This window comes from Nocardiopsis sp. MG754419 (genome assembly GCF_018207095.1).
Lineage (GTDB): Bacteria > Actinomycetota > Actinomycetes > Streptosporangiales > Streptosporangiaceae > Nocardiopsis.
Window position 1 is genome coordinate 1 of the sequence record NZ_QOCZ01000120.1, and the last position, 16,691, is coordinate 16,691.

The 16,691-nt window shown below is 71.1% G+C and carries 13 protein-coding genes, 1 tRNA gene and 2 pseudogenes; 12 read left to right on the top strand and 4 right to left on the bottom strand.

All coding sequences use genetic code 11. From position 1 onward, the window contains the following. A pseudogene (locus DSY14_RS20340) lies at positions 1-1,580 on the bottom strand (DUF2637 domain-containing protein); the annotation flags it as partial. A 289-nt stretch (positions 1,581-1,869) separates the two neighbouring features. Between DSY14_RS20340 and cysS the strand changes: the two are divergent. From cysS to DSY14_RS20360, 4 genes and pseudogenes are all read left to right on the top strand, one after another. After that, complete coding sequence (gene cysS, locus DSY14_RS20345) at positions 1,870-3,270, top strand: cysteine--tRNA ligase (RefSeq protein WP_211718195.1); 1,401 nt, start codon at positions 1,870-1,872, stop codon at positions 3,268-3,270. Positions 3,271-3,440: 170 nt separating this feature from the next. After that, positions 3,441-4,406, top strand: a complete 966-nt coding sequence (gene rlmB, locus DSY14_RS20350) for a 23S rRNA (guanosine(2251)-2'-O)-methyltransferase RlmB (protein ID WP_211718196.1) — start codon at positions 3,441-3,443, stop codon at positions 4,404-4,406. A 97-nt stretch (positions 4,407-4,503) separates the two neighbouring features. Next, positions 4,504-4,576: transfer RNA gene (locus DSY14_RS20355), tRNA-Thr, on the top strand. A 232-nt stretch (positions 4,577-4,808) separates the two neighbouring features. Then, positions 4,809-5,332, top strand: a pseudogene (locus DSY14_RS20360) (alpha/beta fold hydrolase); the annotation flags it as partial. Between the two features lie 107 nt (positions 5,333-5,439). Here the strand turns inward: DSY14_RS20360 and DSY14_RS20365 are convergent. Then, the gene (locus DSY14_RS20365; RefSeq protein ID WP_211718197.1) at positions 5,440-6,666 is read right to left on the bottom strand and encodes an FAD-dependent oxidoreductase; all 1,227 of its coding nucleotides are present in this window, start codon (positions 6,664-6,666) and stop codon (positions 5,440-5,442) included. 151 nt (positions 6,667-6,817) lie between these two features. On the opposite strand from DSY14_RS20365, the gene DSY14_RS20370 reads away from it, so the two are divergent. The 7 genes from DSY14_RS20370 to DSY14_RS20400 all read left to right on the top strand — a co-directional run bounded on the left by DSY14_RS20370 (position 6,818) and on the right by DSY14_RS20400 (position 13,636). Continuing rightward, entirely contained in the window at positions 6,818-7,651 is an 834-nt protein-coding gene (locus tag DSY14_RS20370) for a bifunctional 2-polyprenyl-6-hydroxyphenol methylase/3-demethylubiquinol 3-O-methyltransferase UbiG (protein WP_211718198.1), read from the top strand. Between the two features lie 561 nt (positions 7,652-8,212). Then, a complete protein-coding gene (locus tag DSY14_RS20375; protein ID WP_211718199.1) occupies positions 8,213-9,742 on the top strand; it encodes a sensor histidine kinase KdpD in 1,530 nt (509 codons plus the stop codon). Next, positions 9,742-10,152: a roadblock/LC7 domain-containing protein gene (locus DSY14_RS20380; protein ID WP_211718200.1), complete on the top strand. Its 411-nt coding sequence runs from the start codon at positions 9,742-9,744 to the stop codon at positions 10,150-10,152. The genes DSY14_RS20375 and DSY14_RS20380 overlap by 1 nt, the downstream gene beginning before the upstream one ends. After that, positions 10,152-10,517 (top strand): DUF742 domain-containing protein, encoded by a 366-nt coding sequence (locus DSY14_RS20385; protein ID WP_249188181.1) that lies wholly within the window; start codon positions 10,152-10,154, stop codon positions 10,515-10,517. Before DSY14_RS20380 ends, DSY14_RS20385 begins: the two co-directional genes overlap by 1 nt. 28 nt (positions 10,518-10,545) lie before the next feature. Further along, positions 10,546-11,097, top strand: coding sequence for an ATP/GTP-binding protein (locus DSY14_RS20390; protein WP_249188182.1), 552 nt, complete (start codon positions 10,546-10,548; stop codon positions 11,095-11,097). Further along, positions 11,094-12,398, top strand: coding sequence for a cytochrome P450 (locus DSY14_RS20395; protein ID WP_211718204.1), 1,305 nt, complete (start codon positions 11,094-11,096; stop codon positions 12,396-12,398). Before DSY14_RS20390 ends, DSY14_RS20395 begins: the two co-directional genes overlap by 4 nt. Further along, the gene (locus DSY14_RS20400) at positions 12,389-13,636 is read left to right on the top strand and encodes a cytochrome P450 (protein ID WP_211718205.1); all 1,248 of its coding nucleotides are present in this window, start codon (positions 12,389-12,391) and stop codon (positions 13,634-13,636) included. The genes DSY14_RS20395 and DSY14_RS20400 overlap by 10 nt, the downstream gene beginning before the upstream one ends. Before the next feature lie 196 nt (positions 13,637-13,832). Here DSY14_RS20400 and DSY14_RS20405 read toward each other — a convergent pair whose 3' ends face one another. Then, positions 13,833-14,027: a DUF1918 domain-containing protein gene (locus DSY14_RS20405; RefSeq protein WP_211718206.1), complete on the bottom strand. Its 195-nt coding sequence runs from the start codon at positions 14,025-14,027 to the stop codon at positions 13,833-13,835. Positions 14,028-14,163: 136 nt separating this feature from the next. On the opposite strand from DSY14_RS20405, the gene DSY14_RS20410 reads away from it, so the two are divergent. After that, on the top strand, positions 14,164-14,364 hold the full coding sequence (locus tag DSY14_RS20410; protein WP_211718207.1) for a hypothetical protein: 201 nt from the start codon (positions 14,164-14,166) through the stop codon (positions 14,362-14,364). Positions 14,365-14,566: 202 nt separating this feature from the next. Here DSY14_RS20410 and fdhA read toward each other — a convergent pair whose 3' ends face one another. Further along, positions 14,567-15,787: a formaldehyde dehydrogenase, glutathione-independent gene (fdhA, locus tag DSY14_RS20415; protein ID WP_211718208.1), complete on the bottom strand. Its 1,221-nt coding sequence runs from the start codon at positions 15,785-15,787 to the stop codon at positions 14,567-14,569. Between the last annotated feature and the right edge of the window lie 904 nt (positions 15,788-16,691).

Genomic DNA, 16,691 nt, shown 5'->3' on the forward strand with positions numbered 1-16,691 from the left:
GTGCGCCTGTTCTTCCCCGAACACACCCCCGCGACCCCTGAACCGTCCGACACCGCCGTCGCGTCCGGCGCCTCGGCGGACGCGACGGCGGTGTCGGACGGTTCAGGGGTCGCGGGGGTGTGTTCGGGGAAGAACAGGCGCACCCCGGGGAGCCGCTCGGGCGCCTCGCCGGTCCGGGGCGTCGCGGGTGACGGGGTGCTCGGTGCATCCGCGTCCGCCGTCGTCTCCGCCTCGGCGGCCGGGTCGGCCTCCGGTTCCGGTACGGCGGCGACCGGTGCGAGCCTCGGTGCCTCGGCCTCGTCCGAACTGGGGTCGCCGACCTCGGGTTCGTGCGCGAACCCCTCGTCGGCGGCGTCGATCGACGGCTCCGACGCTTCGGACGGCTCCGAGCGGTGTTCCACGGTGGTGATGCGGGACTCCGGCGCCGGCGCGTCGGCGCCGGAGTCCGTGGTCGCCGCCGGCTCCGGTGCGGGGGTCGCGGCCCCGGGCACCACGGGAGGTTCGGCGGCGGCCCGCTTGATCGGGTTGTCGCCACCGCGCGTGCGCCGTGGCAGGCCCAGGGCGGGTGCGGAGTGCCCGGGGTCGGACGCGTCCGACGCGGCGGTCGGGTCGTCCTCCGTCAGACCGGTGGAGGCGGTGGCGGCGGGCTCATCGTGGTGGTCCCGCGGAAGCGGGACGGGCTCGGTGGGTGCCTCGGGGTCGTCCGTCGGTTCCGACGCCCCCGCCGAGTGGTGCTCGGCGGTGTGCGGTGTCTCCCGGTCGGAGCGCTCCCGGTGCTCTCTCTCCTCCGGAGCGGAGCCACCCGCCGACGGGGTCTCCTCCTCGACCTTCTCGACCTCTTCGGCCCGGTCGGGCTCCTCGGTCGCCTCGTCGCCGTCGTGCGGTGTCCCCGCCTCGACCTTCTGGACGTTCTTCCCCGGGGGGCGCACGTCCTCGGCCTCGGCCGGTCCCGACTCGCCGCCCAGCCGCAGCAGGCGTGTCTTCAGGGCCTCGGGAGCCTCTTCCTGAGACTCGGTCCGGGGCCCGGGCACACCGCGCAGGACGGTGGTGCGGTCGTCGCTGGGCTTGGGTCGGGGGCGCGCCTGGGCGTTGCGGCGTCGGACGTGTGCGCGCACGGCGATCCACAGCAGGAACGCGACCAACAGCGCGGCCAACGGGGCCACCGCCACGACGACGGTGAGTCCGCGCGGCAGGGTGTCCCCGAGGTCGGCGAACCAGGCGGTCCTGGTCACGACCATGGGCACCGCGGCGCTCAGGATCAGTAGGGGGATCAGGCCGATGTCGATCCACAGACGTTCGCGCGGCGGTGCCGCGCGCAACGTGTAACTGACCCAGAAGGCCATGAGGACGAGCAGGCTGAAGGTCACCGGGAACACGTGGGCGAGCGGCAGGGCGCTGTCGGCGTGCACGATCGCGGCGAGGCGGTAGATGCCCTCGTAGGCGATGAAGAGTGTGCACACGGCGATGACGCCGACGAACAGCGCGCCGAAGACGAGAGCACCGGCTCCCGCGCCGCGATCCGCGCTACGACCGTCGCGTGTCCCTGTCTCGGGGGCGTTGTTGTAAGGGGCCATCGTCATCGAAGCGTAGTCGAGTCGGTGCCGCTAACACGAGATTCCGACCGATTCCGGTTGCTTCCCGACCACGGGAGAACAGGGCGCAATGTCCGTTCATGGGTGAATTGACGGAGGGTGTTCGGCTGTGGTCCGTGCGGGTCGTCCCTCGTGAAGGGGCCAAGTCACATCCGAACAGGGAGAATACGGCTCACCACTTATAAGTGCTCCGTACTGTCCAGAGGGCACCACATGGGTGAGAAAGGTTCAGGGTTTGTGACTCACACGTGAGGGGAAAGCGGATACGCTTGACAGCGTGAGTCTGCGCTTCTATGACACCAGTGCCCGGCAGGTCCGAGAGTTCACTCCGCTGCGCGAAGGGTGTGCCTCGCTGTACCTGTGTGGTGCCACCGTGCAGGCACCTCCCCACATCGGCCACATCAGGTCGGGTGTCAACTTCGACATCCTGCGCCGGTGGCTGACCCACCTCGGGTACGAGGTGACCTTCTGCCGCAACGTCACCGACATCGACGACAAGATCATCCGGGTCGCCTCGGACGAGGACGTGCCGTGGTGGCAGGTGAGCGAACGCAACCAGCGCGCCTTCACCTGGGCCTACGACGTCCTGGGCTGCCTGCCGCCCACCGTCGAGCCGCGCGCCACCGGTCACGTGCCGGAGATGATCGAGCTCATGCGGCGCCTCATCGACGCCGGTCACGCCTACGCCGCCGACGACGGTTCGGGCGACGTCTACTTCAACGTGGGGTCCTACCCGGCCTACGGGGAGCTGTCCAACCAGCGCCCGGACCAGGTGCAGGAGTCCACGGACTGTGAACCCGACCGGGACAAGCGCGACCCCCGCGACTTCGCGTTGTGGAAGGGCGCCAAGCCGGGTGAGCCCAGCTGGGAGACCCCCTGGGGTCGGGGAAGGCCGGGCTGGCACCTGGAGTGCTCGGCCATGGCCACCAAGTACCTGGGCCCCAGCTTCGACATCCACGGCGGCGGTCTGGACCTGGTCTTCCCGCACCACGAGAACGAGCAGGCCCAGTCCCGGGCCGCCGGTGACGGGTTCGCCCGATACTGGCTGCACAACGGTCTGCTGGCCGTGGGCGGCGAGAAGATGAGCAAGTCGCTCGGCAACTCGCTGCGCATCCCGCAGATGTTGGAGAAGGTCCGCGCCGTCGAACTGCGCTACTACCTCGGCCAGGCGCACTACCGGTCCACCATCGACTACTCCGACGAGGCCCTGCAGGAGGCCGCCGCGGCCTACCAGCGCATCGAGGGTTTCCTCACCCGCGCGGTCGAGGTCCTGGGCTCGGTCGAGCCCGCCGTCGACGTACCCGCCGACTTCGCCGACGCCCTCAACGACGACATGGGGGTCTCGCAGGGGCTGGCGGTCGTCCACGGGCACGTCCGCGAGGGCAACACCGCGCTGGCCTCGGGGGACAAGGAGCGCACCCAGGAGTCGGCCTCCGCGTTGCGCGCCATGCTGGGTGTGCTCGGTCTGGACCCGTTGAGCCCGCAGTGGGCCTCGGGTGAGCAGGGTCTGCGCGAGGTCGTGGACGCCCTCGTCGCGGTCGCGCTCGAACAGCGTCAGGCGGCCCGCGGTCGTAAGGACTACGCGGCCGCCGACGCCATCCGCGACGGTCTGGCCGACGCCGGCGTGGTGGTGGAGGACACCCCGCAGGGCCCCCGATGGGACCTGCGCCGGGGCTGAACGCTCGTTGAGGCAGGGGCCGGGGTGCGCCGCCGGCCCCGTATGACGCGTGTGGTGGCGCGTCGCCATTAGGCTGGGAGTTTGCCGCCGCCCCCTCGGCGAGACGGCGACCCCATCGGCCGGAAGTGTTCTTCCGGCATGCTCGCGACACGTATCTGGAGGCGGCGACCATGCCGGCGAAGAAGAGCAAGAAGGGCCCGACCAAGGGCAGTGGCGGCAAGGGCCGCCGTTCCCTGGAGGCCAAGAGCGGTACCCTGCCCGCCGAACAGCGGCACTGGTACGACGGTAAGCAGCGCAGGAAGTCCGCCAAGGCGCAGTCCTCCCACGCCGGTGGTCAGGACGGCCCCCGTCGGGAGCGTTCGCCCGACCGCCCGGACAACTCCGACCTGCTGATCGGCCGCAACCCGGTGGTCGAGGCGCTGCGTGCCGGCATGCCCGCCACGCGCCTGTTCCTGGCCAACAGCCTCGACCCGGACGATCGCGTCAACGAGGCCGCCAAGATGGCCGGGGCCCAGGGCGTGGACGTGGTCGAGGTGCCCCGCTCCGAACTCGACCGTCGCTGTGAGAGCAACGGGCTGCCGGGCGCCGTCCACCAGGGCATCGTGCTCCAGGTACGGCCCTACCAGTACTGGGCGGCCGAGGGGCTGCTCGACAAGGCGCTGGGGGCCGACACCCCCGCGTTGATCGTCGCCCTGGACGGGGTGACCGACCCGCACAACCTGGGCGCCATCGCCCGTTCCGCGGCCGCCTTCGGTGCCCACGGTCTGCTCATCCCCGAACGCCGTGCCGCGGGCGTGACCATGACCTCGTGGAAGACCTCCGCCGGCACCCTGGCCAAGCTTCCGGTCGCGCAGGCCACCAACCTCACCCGCGCACTGGAGGCCTACAAGAAGGCCGGGCTGTTCGTGGCGGGCCTGGACGCCGGCGGCGACACGGATCTGCCGGAGTTGGAACTGGCCACCGGCCCGCTGGTCATCGTCGTGGGCGCCGAGGGCAAGGGCCTGTCCCGCCTGGTGCGCGAGACCTGTGACGTGGTCGCGAGCATCCCGATCAACGGTGCGGAGTCCCTCAACGCCTCCGTGGCGGCCGGTGTGTCCCTCTACGAGGTCGCCCGGCGTCGTCGCGCGCAGGCGTGAGCGCCGTTCCACCACGTTCGACCGGGTTCGAGTAGGCCGCGCGTCATCGGAACCGGTACCATGCGGGTGGACACCGAGGCCCTGGCCTCGGTGGTCGGCCAGCGTAGCTCAATTGGCAGAGCAATCGCCTTGTAAGCGATAGGTTAGGGGTTCAAGTCCCCTCGCTGGCTCTCTTACTTCCCGGCCCGGTCCCTCGACCGGGCCGGAGTCGTTTCACGGCCCCCGCCCCGCTTCCTCCGCCGACTCGCTCACCGCGGAACATGCGGGCGCCGGCCGGAGCCGATCCCCACCCCGCGTGGCGGGGCGGCGGCGATCCCCGGTGGGCGGTGGGGCGCCCCACCCGTCGGGCCGGAGGGTGCGCGGTGACGATCCCGCCGGGTCGGCTTCCCCCAGGGGCGCGCGACCCTGGACGCCGTGCTCGACGACGTCGCCGGTGACGGGCCGGTCGTCCTGGCCGGCCCCTCGCTGGGCGGGCCGATCGCCGCCCGGTACGCCCCCGACCATCGGGAGACCGGGTCGAGGGACTGGTCCTGCTGGACGCCACGTCGCCCACGATGATCGACGACATCACCGACCTGATCCCCGAGTCGGCCATCGGCGCAGGGGCCGAGGTGCGGGCGCGGAACCTCGCGCTGTTCGACGGTGAGAACCCGGAGATGATCACCATCGACAGCGACCCGGAGGTACGGTCCGCCGGCGGCATCCCGGTGGAGGTCATCCAGCACGGGGTGCGCCACCTCGGTGAGTTCGCCGAATACGGCGACGACCTGGAGCGTGTGTGGACCGAGGGCCAGGAGAAGTGGCGGGAGGTCTCCGACGACAGTCGGCCGGCGACGGCCGAGGACAGCGGTCACCACATCCACGTCGACCGGCCCGAGCCCGCCGTCGAGGCCATCCGGCGGGTCACCGACCAGGCCGCGGCCTGAACCGGGGAGCCGACGCGCGGGCGGGGTCCGCTACGGGCCCCGCCCGCCCGCCGTGGCACGGGCGCCGTGACCGCGCGGGTCGGGTCACGGGCGGTTGTTCGTCGGGATCAGCGCAGGGCGCCGGTGGGCGGGTGCTCCCGCTGGGCTCCGTACGCCAGCACGTAGGGCGGGACCCGCCGGAACCACGGCATGCGCTCGACCAACCGCAACGGCAGCGGCGGTTCCATGGAGCGCAGGTCCAGGCGCCCTTCCAGGGCCGGAATCATCAACCGGTGGTGTGCCAGGTGCTGGAGACCCTGGATCAGCGTCGTGATGGGCAGGCGCCGCCGTTGGATCGCCGCGACGTCCGCGCGGGTCACCCGACCACGTCGGAGCGGACCCTCCAGGTGGCGGGCGGTGGCCACCGCGTCCTGGATCGCCAGGTTGATGCCCACACCGCCCACCGGTGACATCGCGTGCGCGGCGTCGCCGATGCAGAGGAGCCCGGGGGTGTGCCACCGGCGCAACCGGTCCATCCGCACGTCCAGCAGCTTCACGTCGTCCCAGGACGATACGAGCTCCCGCCCCTCGAACCAGGGGAACTGTCGGATCAGCGTGTCGTTGAACTCCTGCAGCGGACGGGACCGGTTCTCGGTGTCGGTGCCCTTCGGAATGATCGCCGCGGCCTGGTAGTAGTCGCCGCGGTCGATCAGGATGCCGAATCGGCCCTGGCCGAACTGTCCCACCGCGCCGGACGGGTCTCCCTCATGGCGGGGCAACCGGAACCACTGCACGTCCATCGGAGTGCTGAAGTCCCGCAGTCCCAGCCGGGGCAGCCCGCGGGCCAGTGAGTTCCGACCGTCGCAGGCCACGGTCACCAGGGCCCGGATCTCTCCGGTCTCGCCCTCGGCGGTCCGGTAGCGCACCCCGTTGATCCGCCCGCCCTCCTCGATGAAGGAGGTCGCCTCGGTGTTCATCCGCAGGGTGAACGAGGGTTCCTCCGAGGCCGCGTCCACCAGGAGGTCGAGCAGGTCCCACTGGGGGACCATCGCGATGTGGTCGTAGGTGCCGTGCAGGTGGCTGAAGTCCGCCAGGGTCACCAGGCGTCCGTCCTGGCCCAGCGGGAGCCGTACGCGGTCCACGCGGCGTTGGGGCAGTCGGGAGAACCGTTCGGAGAGCCCGAGGTCCTCCAGTAGTTCGAGTGTCGACGGGTGCACGGTGTCGCCGCGGAAGTCCCGTAGGAAGTCGCCGTGTTTCTCCAACACGGTCACCTCCACGCCGCACCGTGCGAGTAAGAGACCCAGGACGATCCCGGCGGGACCGCCTCCGATCACACAACATGTTGTCCGGGACATACGGTCACCTCGGCCGTGATCAGCGGTTTTCCGGTCTTTCAACCTATAAAGCGCCCGCCCCGGAGTACAGGAACGCGGCTCCGCGTCGTCGGACGTGTCGCGCGCGAAACCGCCGGCGCCCACGACGGACGGACTGCTAGGTTGCGGGCCCATGAACGCATCGACACCGCCGGACTGGCTCGCGGCCAACCGCGCCAACTGGGACGCGTGGGTCCCCCTGCACGTCGCGAGTGACTTCTACGACCTGGAGGGGTTCAAGGCCGGGGAGGACGCGCTGCGCGACTTCGAACGCGCCGAGGTCGGGGACGTCACCGGCAGGTCCCTCCTGCACCTGCAATGCCACATCGGGCTCGACACCCTCTCCTGGGCGCGACATGGGGCCGAGCGGGTCGTGGGCCTGGACTTCTCCGGCCCCGCGGTGGAGGCGGCCCGCCGGATCGCCTCCGACATCGGGCTGTCCGAGGAACGCGCGCGCTTCGTCCGGGCGGACGTGTACGACGCCGCCCGGGCGGTACCGGGGGAGGCGTTCGACATCGTCTACACGGGCGTGGGGGCCCTGTGCTGGCTGCCCGACCTCCGAAGGTGGGCCGAGGTCGCCGCCTCACTGGTGGCGCCCGGCGGGTTCCTGTACCTGGCGGAGTTCCACCCGTTCACGGACATCCTCGACGACGAGACCGGATCGAGGGTGACGCGAGACTACTTCGGGCGCGAGGCCCACGTCTACGAGGCCACCGGGTCGTACGTGGACCCCCACACCCGGACCGGGAACCACCGTGTCGTGGAGTGGCGGCACCCGATCGGCGACGTGGTCTCGGCGCTGGCCGAGGCCGGGCTGCGCCTGGAGTTCCTCCACGAACACGACGTGTCGCTGTTCCCCCGCTTCGGCTCCTTCCACCGTGGTGAGGACGGCTACTACCGCTTCCCGGAGGGCGCTCCCGGCATCCCGCTGATGTACTCCCTGCGCGCGAGCAGGCCCCGGGTCTAGGGGTGTGTGCGGGCGTCCCACGGTGACACGGTCGGCCCCCCGGCCCCGACCTCGGGCGGCCGGTCGGCGTCGCGCGGGCACGGGGACACCGCTCGACCATCGGGGCCGACAAAAGAGACAAAATGGACTCATTGGCACTCGGTTCAGGAAGTTGGACCACAAATTTCAGGGAACTTCGGCCCTAGTGATGAGCAGGCTGGGGCTGCTGTGAACAGTGAGAACGCAGATATCCGCGCGGTAAAGACCACTCTCCGGTCGTCCGCGGTAGAACCCATTCCCTTTCAGCGTCGTCACAGTGATGGCAAAATGACCGATCACGGGCGCCATCGGCCGGGATTCCGCCCCGACCGGCCTTGTCGTCCCTGTTTTCGACGCCCCACCGAACCCGTTCGGCCGTCCCGGTGAGACCGCGGATGACCAGCGGGCCGACCTCTATGGACACGAACTTCCGCAATCCCCCACAAGCCGACCACGACCACCGGCCCCTCGTCATCCCGGACCCATTCCCCCGGTCCTCCGACGTTTCCTCCCGGCCCGTTCCCGACGTGAATCGACCAACGCATGTTGTTGACAGACGCAGCGGTTCCAGCGGAGCCCGCCACCGCACACCTCTGGTTGTGGGCCCTGGCGGTGAGCACCGTCGTGCTCCTCGCCCTGACGGTCTCCATGGCCCTCCGTTCGCGGCGGGCCCGACGCCGCGCCGCCGAAACGGCACTGCGTGACGCCGGTCTGATCGAAGAGGCCCGGGCCGCCGCCGCCCGCGCCGAGGCCAGGGCCGACCGCCTGCAGTCGGCGCTGTCCGAACGCGACCGCGCCGCCAGGACCGTGACCGAAGACGTGTTCCCCCTGGTGATGCGCAGGATCCGGGAAGGAGCCTCCTCCGAGACCGTCCTCGCCGAACTCGACGCCTCCGGAGGCCCCGACCCCGCCACGCGCCCCCTGGTGGAAGCGGTCACCCGATCGCTCTGGCGTGGCCACCAGCAACGAAGACGGCTTCTCAGCGTGGTCAAGGGCTGCGCCGCCCGGGCCCGCGCCGGAGTCGCGCAGTTGCGCGCCGACGTGCAGGAACGCAGCCGGCCCTACTGGAAGACCCTCGACTCCTCCGGGGCGGGTGACCGGGTGCGCGAGGACTTCATGGTGATGGAGGCCGGACTCTCCCGCCTGGAGATGCTCATCCAGCGCCTGCTCACCGTGGCCGAGGCCGACCGCATCGGCCGCAACTGGACCCAACCGCTGCGCATCGAACGCCTGGTCCGCGCGGCCGTCGGCAGCGTGCCCGAGTTCGCCCGGGTGCAGATGCACATGCCGGCCACCCCGGTGGTGGTCGAGGGCCGCGCGGTCAACTCGATCATCCAGGTCCTGGCCGAACTGGTCGACAACGCCACCTCCTTCTCCGCGCCCTCCGAGGCGGTCGTGGTGCACTTCGAGAACACCGCGATGCGACTCGGCGTGCACATCGACGACAGCGGCCTGGCCATGACCGAGGAGCAACTGGCCGACGTACGACGTCGACTCGACACGAGCCGCCCCCCGGACATCGCCGAGCTGTCCGCCAACCAGCTGGGTCTGCTCGTGGTCCGTCGCGCCGCCGACCCGTTGGACATCCGGGTGGACGTCGCCCCGTCGCCGCGCGGGGGTACCCGGGCCACCGTGTGGATCCCGCGCAAGGGGCTCCTGCGCACCGACGACGCCGCCGTGGCCGGGGCCGGTGGCGCTCCGGCGCTCGCGGCCGCCGCTCCGCCCGCCGATGAGGGTGGATCCACGGGTTCCTTCGGTTCGCCCACCCTGCGATCCGTGCCGATCCCGGAACAGTCGGCGGCCCCGACCCCTCCATCCCCTCCGGTCGCCCCGGCGGCCCCCGCGGAGCCGACGGCGACCGCCGAGACGACCGGCGACTCCGCACCCCCCACCGAACGCCCGCGGCACCTGCCCAAACGGCGTCGGGGAGCCACCCTTCCCGACGAGGCGGCCACCCCCAAGACGGTCGAGCCGCCCCGGGACCGGGTGGCCACCAGCCTGCGGATCGCCCAGTGGCACGCACACACCCGGCCGACGTCGAACCCCGCCGCCGAGAATCGTGAGGACTCTTGATGCTGACCAACCTGACCTGGCTCATGGACAAGCTGCGCGAGCTGCCCGGAGTGCGCCACGTGCTCCTGTTGTCCACCGACGGTCTGGTCCGTTCGGCCGACAGCACCCTGGGACGCGACCAGGCCGACGGTCTGGCCGCGTCCGCCTGTGGACTGCTCGCCACGGGAGGGCAGGTCAACACGGTGTTCGGTATCGAGGACCCGGTCCGCACCGTCGCGGTGGACCTGGACCCGCACCACCTGCTGGTGATGGGGGCCGGTTCGGGGTCGGCCCTGGCCGTCCTCGCCGACCTGTCGAGTCCCACGGCCGACCTGGGCGTCGTCGCCACGGAGATGGGCCGGCTGGTGGAGCGGCTGCCCGAGCAGCTCGCCACACCCAGCCGCCATGGTGGCGAGGCGGACCCGTCGTGATGGACCCCGACGTCCCCGACGGCCTGTTCATGGTGGTCGGCGGGCGCAGCGGCACCACGCTGCGACTGGACCCCTTCGCCCTGGTGGTCACCGAACGCGCCGACACCGCCGGCCTGTCCCTGGAACAGGCCGACATCGTCCGGATCTGCGACCGGCCGATCGCCCCCGCCGAGCTCGGCGCCCGGCTGGGGATCCCGTTGGGCGCGGTCACGATCCTGCTGGCCGACCTCGTCGACCGGGGACACATCGTCCTTCGCTCCGCGGGCGGACGCGCGGGCCGGTCCACACCGGCGCCCGCGTCCCCGGCCAACGACCGTCAACTCTTGGAGAAACTGCGTGTTGGGCTCATCAACCTCCCCCTATGAACCCCTGGCGGCTTCCGCGACGATCTCGATGAAGATCCTGGTCACCGGTGGTTTCGGGGTAGGGAAGACCACGTTGGTGAGCGCGATCAGCGAGATCACGCCGCTGACCACCGAGGCCGAGATGTCCGAGGCCGGGGTCGGGGTCGACGAAGGTCTGGAACTCCGCCCGGACAAGACGACCACCACGGTCGCCTTCGACTTCGGCCGGATCAGCATCGATGAGCAGATCGTCCTCTACCTGTTCGGCGCACCGGGCCAGAAGCGGTTCCACACCCTCTGGGAACGGCTGTGCCAGGGCGCGGTGGGGGCGATCGTGCTCGTCGACACCCGTGACGTCGAGGGCTCGTTCGCCGCACTGGACCGGGTCGAGCGGGTGGGCCTGCCCTACCTGGTGGTGCACAACCCGTTCGACGACGAGGCCCAGCACTGGAGTCTGGAGGAGATCCGGACCAGTCTGGACATCGACGCCGACACACCGCTGCTGCGCTGCGACGCCCGTGACCCGAGGCAGGTGCGCGCCGCCCTGGCCGAGCTGGTCGTGCACCGTCAGCAGCGGTTGGAACAGGAGCCGGCCCGATGAGCCACCCCGACACGCCCCCCGGGCCTCCGGAGCTCGGGTTCACCCTCCCCGACTCGCATCGGAACGCCATGCGTCTGGGCGACGAGCGTTACCAGCGCGACTCGCCCGGACTGTTCGCCGAGCTGCGCCGACGCCACGGACCGGTGGCGCCGGTCCTGCTGTCGTGGGACGTGCCCGCGTGGCTGGTGATGGGCTACTCCGAACTGCTCCAGGTGACCTCCGACCCCGAACTGTTCGCGCGGTCCTTCCGTCGGTGGAACATGCAGGACCACCTGCCGCCCGAATGGCCGATGTGGCCGCTCATCGGTGGTGGGTTCGCCACCGAGGCGATGCTGTACACCGAGGGGGAGGAGCACCGTCGCCGGTCCGCCGTGCTCGGCGACGCGTTCGCCCGGATCGATCAGTGGGAGTTCGAGGAGTTCTGCCGCAGGGCGTCGAACCGGCTGATCGAGGAGTTCTCCCAGGAGGGCGAGGCGGAACTGATCTCCGCCTACGCGCAGCGGTTGCCCGTGCTGGCGCTGGGATGGGCCGTGGGTGTTCCGGAGGACTACCACGATGCCCTGGTCACCGGGTTCCTCCAGCTCATGGGCGCCGGCGGCGACCCCATCGAGGGGTTGACCCGGGTCGGCGGTATCTGTGACGCCCTGGCCCGGCGCGCGGTGAAGGAGCCCGGCCCCTACATCGCCTCGCACCTGGCGCACAGTGGTCTCGGGCTGACCCACAGCCAGCTCAGCGCCGACATCTTCGTCTCCATCATCGCCGGGCACCAGACCTGCGCGAACTGGATCGGCAACACCATCAGGCTGATGCTGACCGACCAGACCCACACCAACGCGCTCACCCGTGGCCGCCGTTCGGTGACCGAGGCGGCCCGCGAGGTCCTCAAGGACGACACCCCGACCCAGATCTTCGCGGGACGGTGGGCGGCGCGGACGACCCAGCTGGCCGGCACGACCATCCCCAGCGGCGACCTGGTCCTGCTGGGGCTGGCCGCCACCCACCAGGACCCGCTGTTCCGACCCCCCGGCCAGGCCCGGGAACACCACCACAGCCGCGCCTACCTGTCGTTCTCGCACGGTCCCCACGGCTGCCCCCACACGGCGCGCACCCTGGCCGAGATCATCACGGTCAGCGGGATCGAGACCCTGCTCACCCAACTGCCCGATCTGCATCTGGGCATCCCCGCAGATCGGCTGCGCTGGCAGCCCCAGGTGCTCATCCGCGCCCTGGAGTCACTGCCGGTCCGTTTCACCCCACCCGCACTCTCCACCGACCCCCTGGGAGACTCACTGTGGCTCTGAACCTGTCCAGACCGGTGCACCACCTCGATCCCCTCAGTCCCGACCTGCACGAGGACGCCGCGCGGATGCGCGAGCACGGACCTCTCGTGCCGGTCGAACTGCCCGGTGGTGTGGTGATGTGGGCGGTCACCGGCGACGAGGCCGGCCGCGCCCTCCTCAAGGACACCGGGCTCTTCGCCAAGAGCCCGTCCTACTGGAAGGCGCTCCAGCGCGGGGACATCCCCGCGGACTGGCCGCTGCTCAGCATCGCCGCGCCCGCGGGCGAGGCGATCACCAACGTGGACGGTCCCGAGCACCGCAAGCTGCGCCGCCCCCTGGCCCAGGCGCTGACCGCCCGCCGGGTCGAGGCGCTGACCCCCGTCATCACCTCCCTCGTGGAGCGGCTCCTGACCGACCTGGAGCGCGCGGCGGACGAGAGCGCCGACGGTGTGGTCGACTTCCGTTCGCGGTTCGCCTGGCCCCTGCCGATGGGCGTCATCGGCCACCTGCTCGGCGTCGACGAGGCCGACCACCCCGAACTGGGGCGGCTCTACAGCGCCCTCTTCGACGACACCGTCGGTGACGGTCGCGACGCCGAACTGAGCCTGCACGCGTGGCTCGACGCCCATGTGTCGCGTCTGGAGAAGGACCCCGGGGACGACCTCATCAGCGCCATGTTGGCGCTGCCCGAGGAGGACCGGCTGCCCCGCCAGGACCTGGTCGTGTCCATGTACGTCGTGCTGGCGGCGGGCCACGAGACCACCACCCACCTGCTGCTCAACGCCGTGCGCGCGCTCAGCGCCCACCCCGCGCAGCGCGACCTCCTGCTGGCCGGAGAGGTGCCGTGGGAGAACCTGGTGGAGGAGACCATGCGCTGGGACTCGCCCACCGCCAACTTCTTCACCCGTTTCGCCACCCGGGACCTCGACGGGGCGGACGTCCACCCCGCGGCCGCGGGGGTGCGCATCGCCGAGGGCGACCCGGTGTTCGTGTCCTACATCGCGATGGGGCGCGACCCCGAGCGTTACGGGCCCACCGCCGGCGAGTTCGACGTCCGCCGGGGCGAGGCGCACACCGGCTTCGGGTACGGCGCGCACTTCTGCATCGGCGCGCCCCTGGCCCGGTTGGAGGCGCGCGTCGCCCTCGAACGGATCTTCGCCCGGTGGCCGGAGGTCGCGGTGGTGGGCGACGTGCCGAGGGCCCCCACGGTGGCGGTCAACTCGCACACTCACCTCAACGTGCGGCTCACGCCCGCCTGACCCCGTCCGTCGCCGCGCCCCGCGCGCGGGTACGGGGCACACGACGACCGTCCCCCGCTCCGGTGGGGACCCGCGCCCCGTGTGCGCGGGTCACGGGTGGGGGACGGGGACCGACGAGGGATGGCGGTCGCTCCCTCGGAGCGACCGCCATCGTGGTCGGGCGTCCGGTGTCCCGGGGACCCGCGGAGGACGGTGGTCAGTCCCGTGACTCTCGCGGGCGGACGACGGTCTCCGGACCCGGGTAGATGACCCGCTCCTCGCCGTCGGCGAAACGCACCAGGTAGGGGGGTCCGTCGTCGGCCCCCCGCACCTCGATGATCTCCGCCTCGTGCTCGCCCTGGGAACTGGTGACACCGTGTGTGTGCAGATGGTCTCCCACAGTCGCTCGCATCGAACCTCCCCCGTCGATGACCGGTCTCCCCAGGCCGGTCTCAGTCCGGTGGTACCCGTGGCCCGGCCCGGACGAACCCGTACCAAGCCGATCGACCTGGCGAAAGACCACGTCGAGGGAGCTCTAGGATGTTCGGGTGAACAAGATCGCCCCGGTCATCGCCTTCGTCGTCTTCATGCTCGTCTTCGTGGTCACACGGACCCCGGCCCGGGACTTCCTGGAATCCTGGGTGGCCCTCCAGGGCGTCGTCCTCGGCCTGGCCTCGATGGTGGTCTCGGCGGGCCTGGCCGCACTGGCCGCGGGCGCCGTCCTCTACGTGGGTCGGCTCCTGGAGTAGGACGTGTCCCTCGGGCCTCCGCCGTGCCTCGACCCCTGCTCGCACGCCTGACGACACGGCGGGAACCTTCGGGACCCGCGGTGCGACGGTGTTCTTCTCGCCCTCCCCCCTGCGGCCCCTCCCGGGGCGCGCCGGGAGGACGGCCCGCCGGTGTCCGAACCGAGGAACGCCCCCGGTGGCCCACCACGCGGGCTCCGACGGCTCAGCCGGTGCCGAGGTAGCCGTTGGGGTCGAGCACGTACTTGCTCGCCGCCCCCTTGTCGAAGGACTGGTAGCCCTCCGGGGCGTCCTCCAGCGAGATCGCCACCGCGTTGACCGCCTTCGCGATCTGCACGCGGTCGTTGAGGATCGCCATCATCAGCTGACGGTGGTACTTCATCACCGGGCACTGACCCGTGGTGAACACGTGCGACTTCGACCAGCCCAGTCCGATGCGGATGGACAGCGAGCCCACCTTGGCGGCCTCGTCCACCGCGCCCGGGTCACCGGTCACGTACAGACCGGGGATACCGATGGAACCACCGGCCTTGGTGACGCCCATGGCGGCGTTGAGAACGCTCGCGGGGGCCTCCTCACCGGCCTTGTCCCCGCTTCCGTGCGCCTCGAAGCCCACCGCGTCCACCGCGCAGTCCACCTCCGGCACGCCCAGGATCGACTCGATCAGGTCGCCGGGGTCGCCCTGGGAGATGTTCACGGTCTCGCATCCGAACCCGCGGGCCTGGGCCAACCGCTCCTCGTTGAGGTCGCCGACGATGACCACCGCCGCGCCCAGGAGCTGCGCCGAGGCCGCCGCGGCGAGGCCGACGGGCCCGGCGCCGGCGACGTACACCGTCGATCCCACGCCCACCCCGGCGGACACGCACCCGTGGTAGCCGGTGGGGAAGATGTCGGACAGCATCGTCAGGTCCAGGATCTTCTCCATGGCCTGATCGCGGTCGGGGAACTTCAGCAGGTTCCAGTCGGCGTAGGGCACCAGCGTGTACTGCGCCTGACCGCCGACCCAGCCGCCCATGTCCACGTAGCCGTAGGCCGAACCCGGGCGGTCGGGGTTGACGTTCAGGCAGATCTCGGTGTGGCGGGCCTTACAGTTCACGCATCGTCCGCAGGAGATGTTGAACGGCACCGAAACCAGGTCGCCGACCTTGATGAACTCGACGTCGGGGCCGGTCTCGACCACCTCTCCGGTGATCTCGTGGCCTAGTACGAGGCCCTGTGGGGCCGTGGTGCGACCGCGGACCATGTGCTGGTCACTGCCGCAGATGTTGGTCGCGACGACCTTCAGGATCGCGCCGTGCGGGACCTTGCGTCCCACGTTGGCGGGGTTCACCCCGGGGCCGTCCTTGAGTTCGAACTCCGGGGTCGCGAGGTCCTGTACCTGGACGCGTCCCGGCCCTTGGTAGACGACTCCTCTGTTCCCGCTCATCTTCCCTTCCACCTCTCTGCCGCCGAGTGGCGGCGACCGTGCGGTGTGGACGTTCACCGGTCCGGAGAACGTCCCCCCTGTGATTTCCGCCCGCGGTGATACCTAATCCGTCGGTGTACCGGTGCGAGAGGGAAAAGACGCGATGGTGACCCTCCTTTTGGGAGCCCGGTCGACGGACCCCTCGCGGCGGTGCCGGCGGTGGTCGGTGCGGGCCCACCGTTCGCCCAGGTCGGTGCGGCCGGGGCCCGGTGATGATCATGGCGCCGCGGTGTGTGCCCGTTCTCCGGCCCGAGCCCACCGAGAACGCGAGATGAGGACCCGACGACGGTCGTGTCATGACGAGCGCATGGTGTTGCGGGACCGGAACACGGCCCGGAGTCGGGGGCGGTGGACCGGTGGCGTGGTGGTCGCGGCGGTCGGTGTTCTCGTGGGGGTGCGGCCGGCGGTGGCCGGGAGAATACGGGGATTCCGTGCCGGCCGAAGCACGGTGATCGCGCCCGTGCCGGAGAACGATCGATGAATGGCGGGGGAAGGCGGGTTCCTTTTGGCCGTATTCGGCCAGAATCCATGCGGAGTGCGGGAATGCGCGTGAAGGGTGCGTAGCATCGCTCCTCCACGGAGTGAGGGCGGGAAGGCCCGCCTCCGTGAGGGAGGACCGGTGGGCGCGTACGTGCCCGCGAGAGAGCACGGGTCGGGAAGACGGCCCGGGCGGACGTGTACGGGCACGTCCGCGGCGGAGGGCGTCCGGCGGGGTGTGGGCCTCGTGGGGCGCCCTTCGTGTGTGCGAAGCCTTGCCCTCGCCGGGTTCCGGGCCGGTGGGGGAGGACGGTGCGGAGGACGTCGGTCGAGGACCGGCGTCCTCCGTGCTCGTTCCCCGATGGGGTCGGGCCGCGGGGTGGTGTGC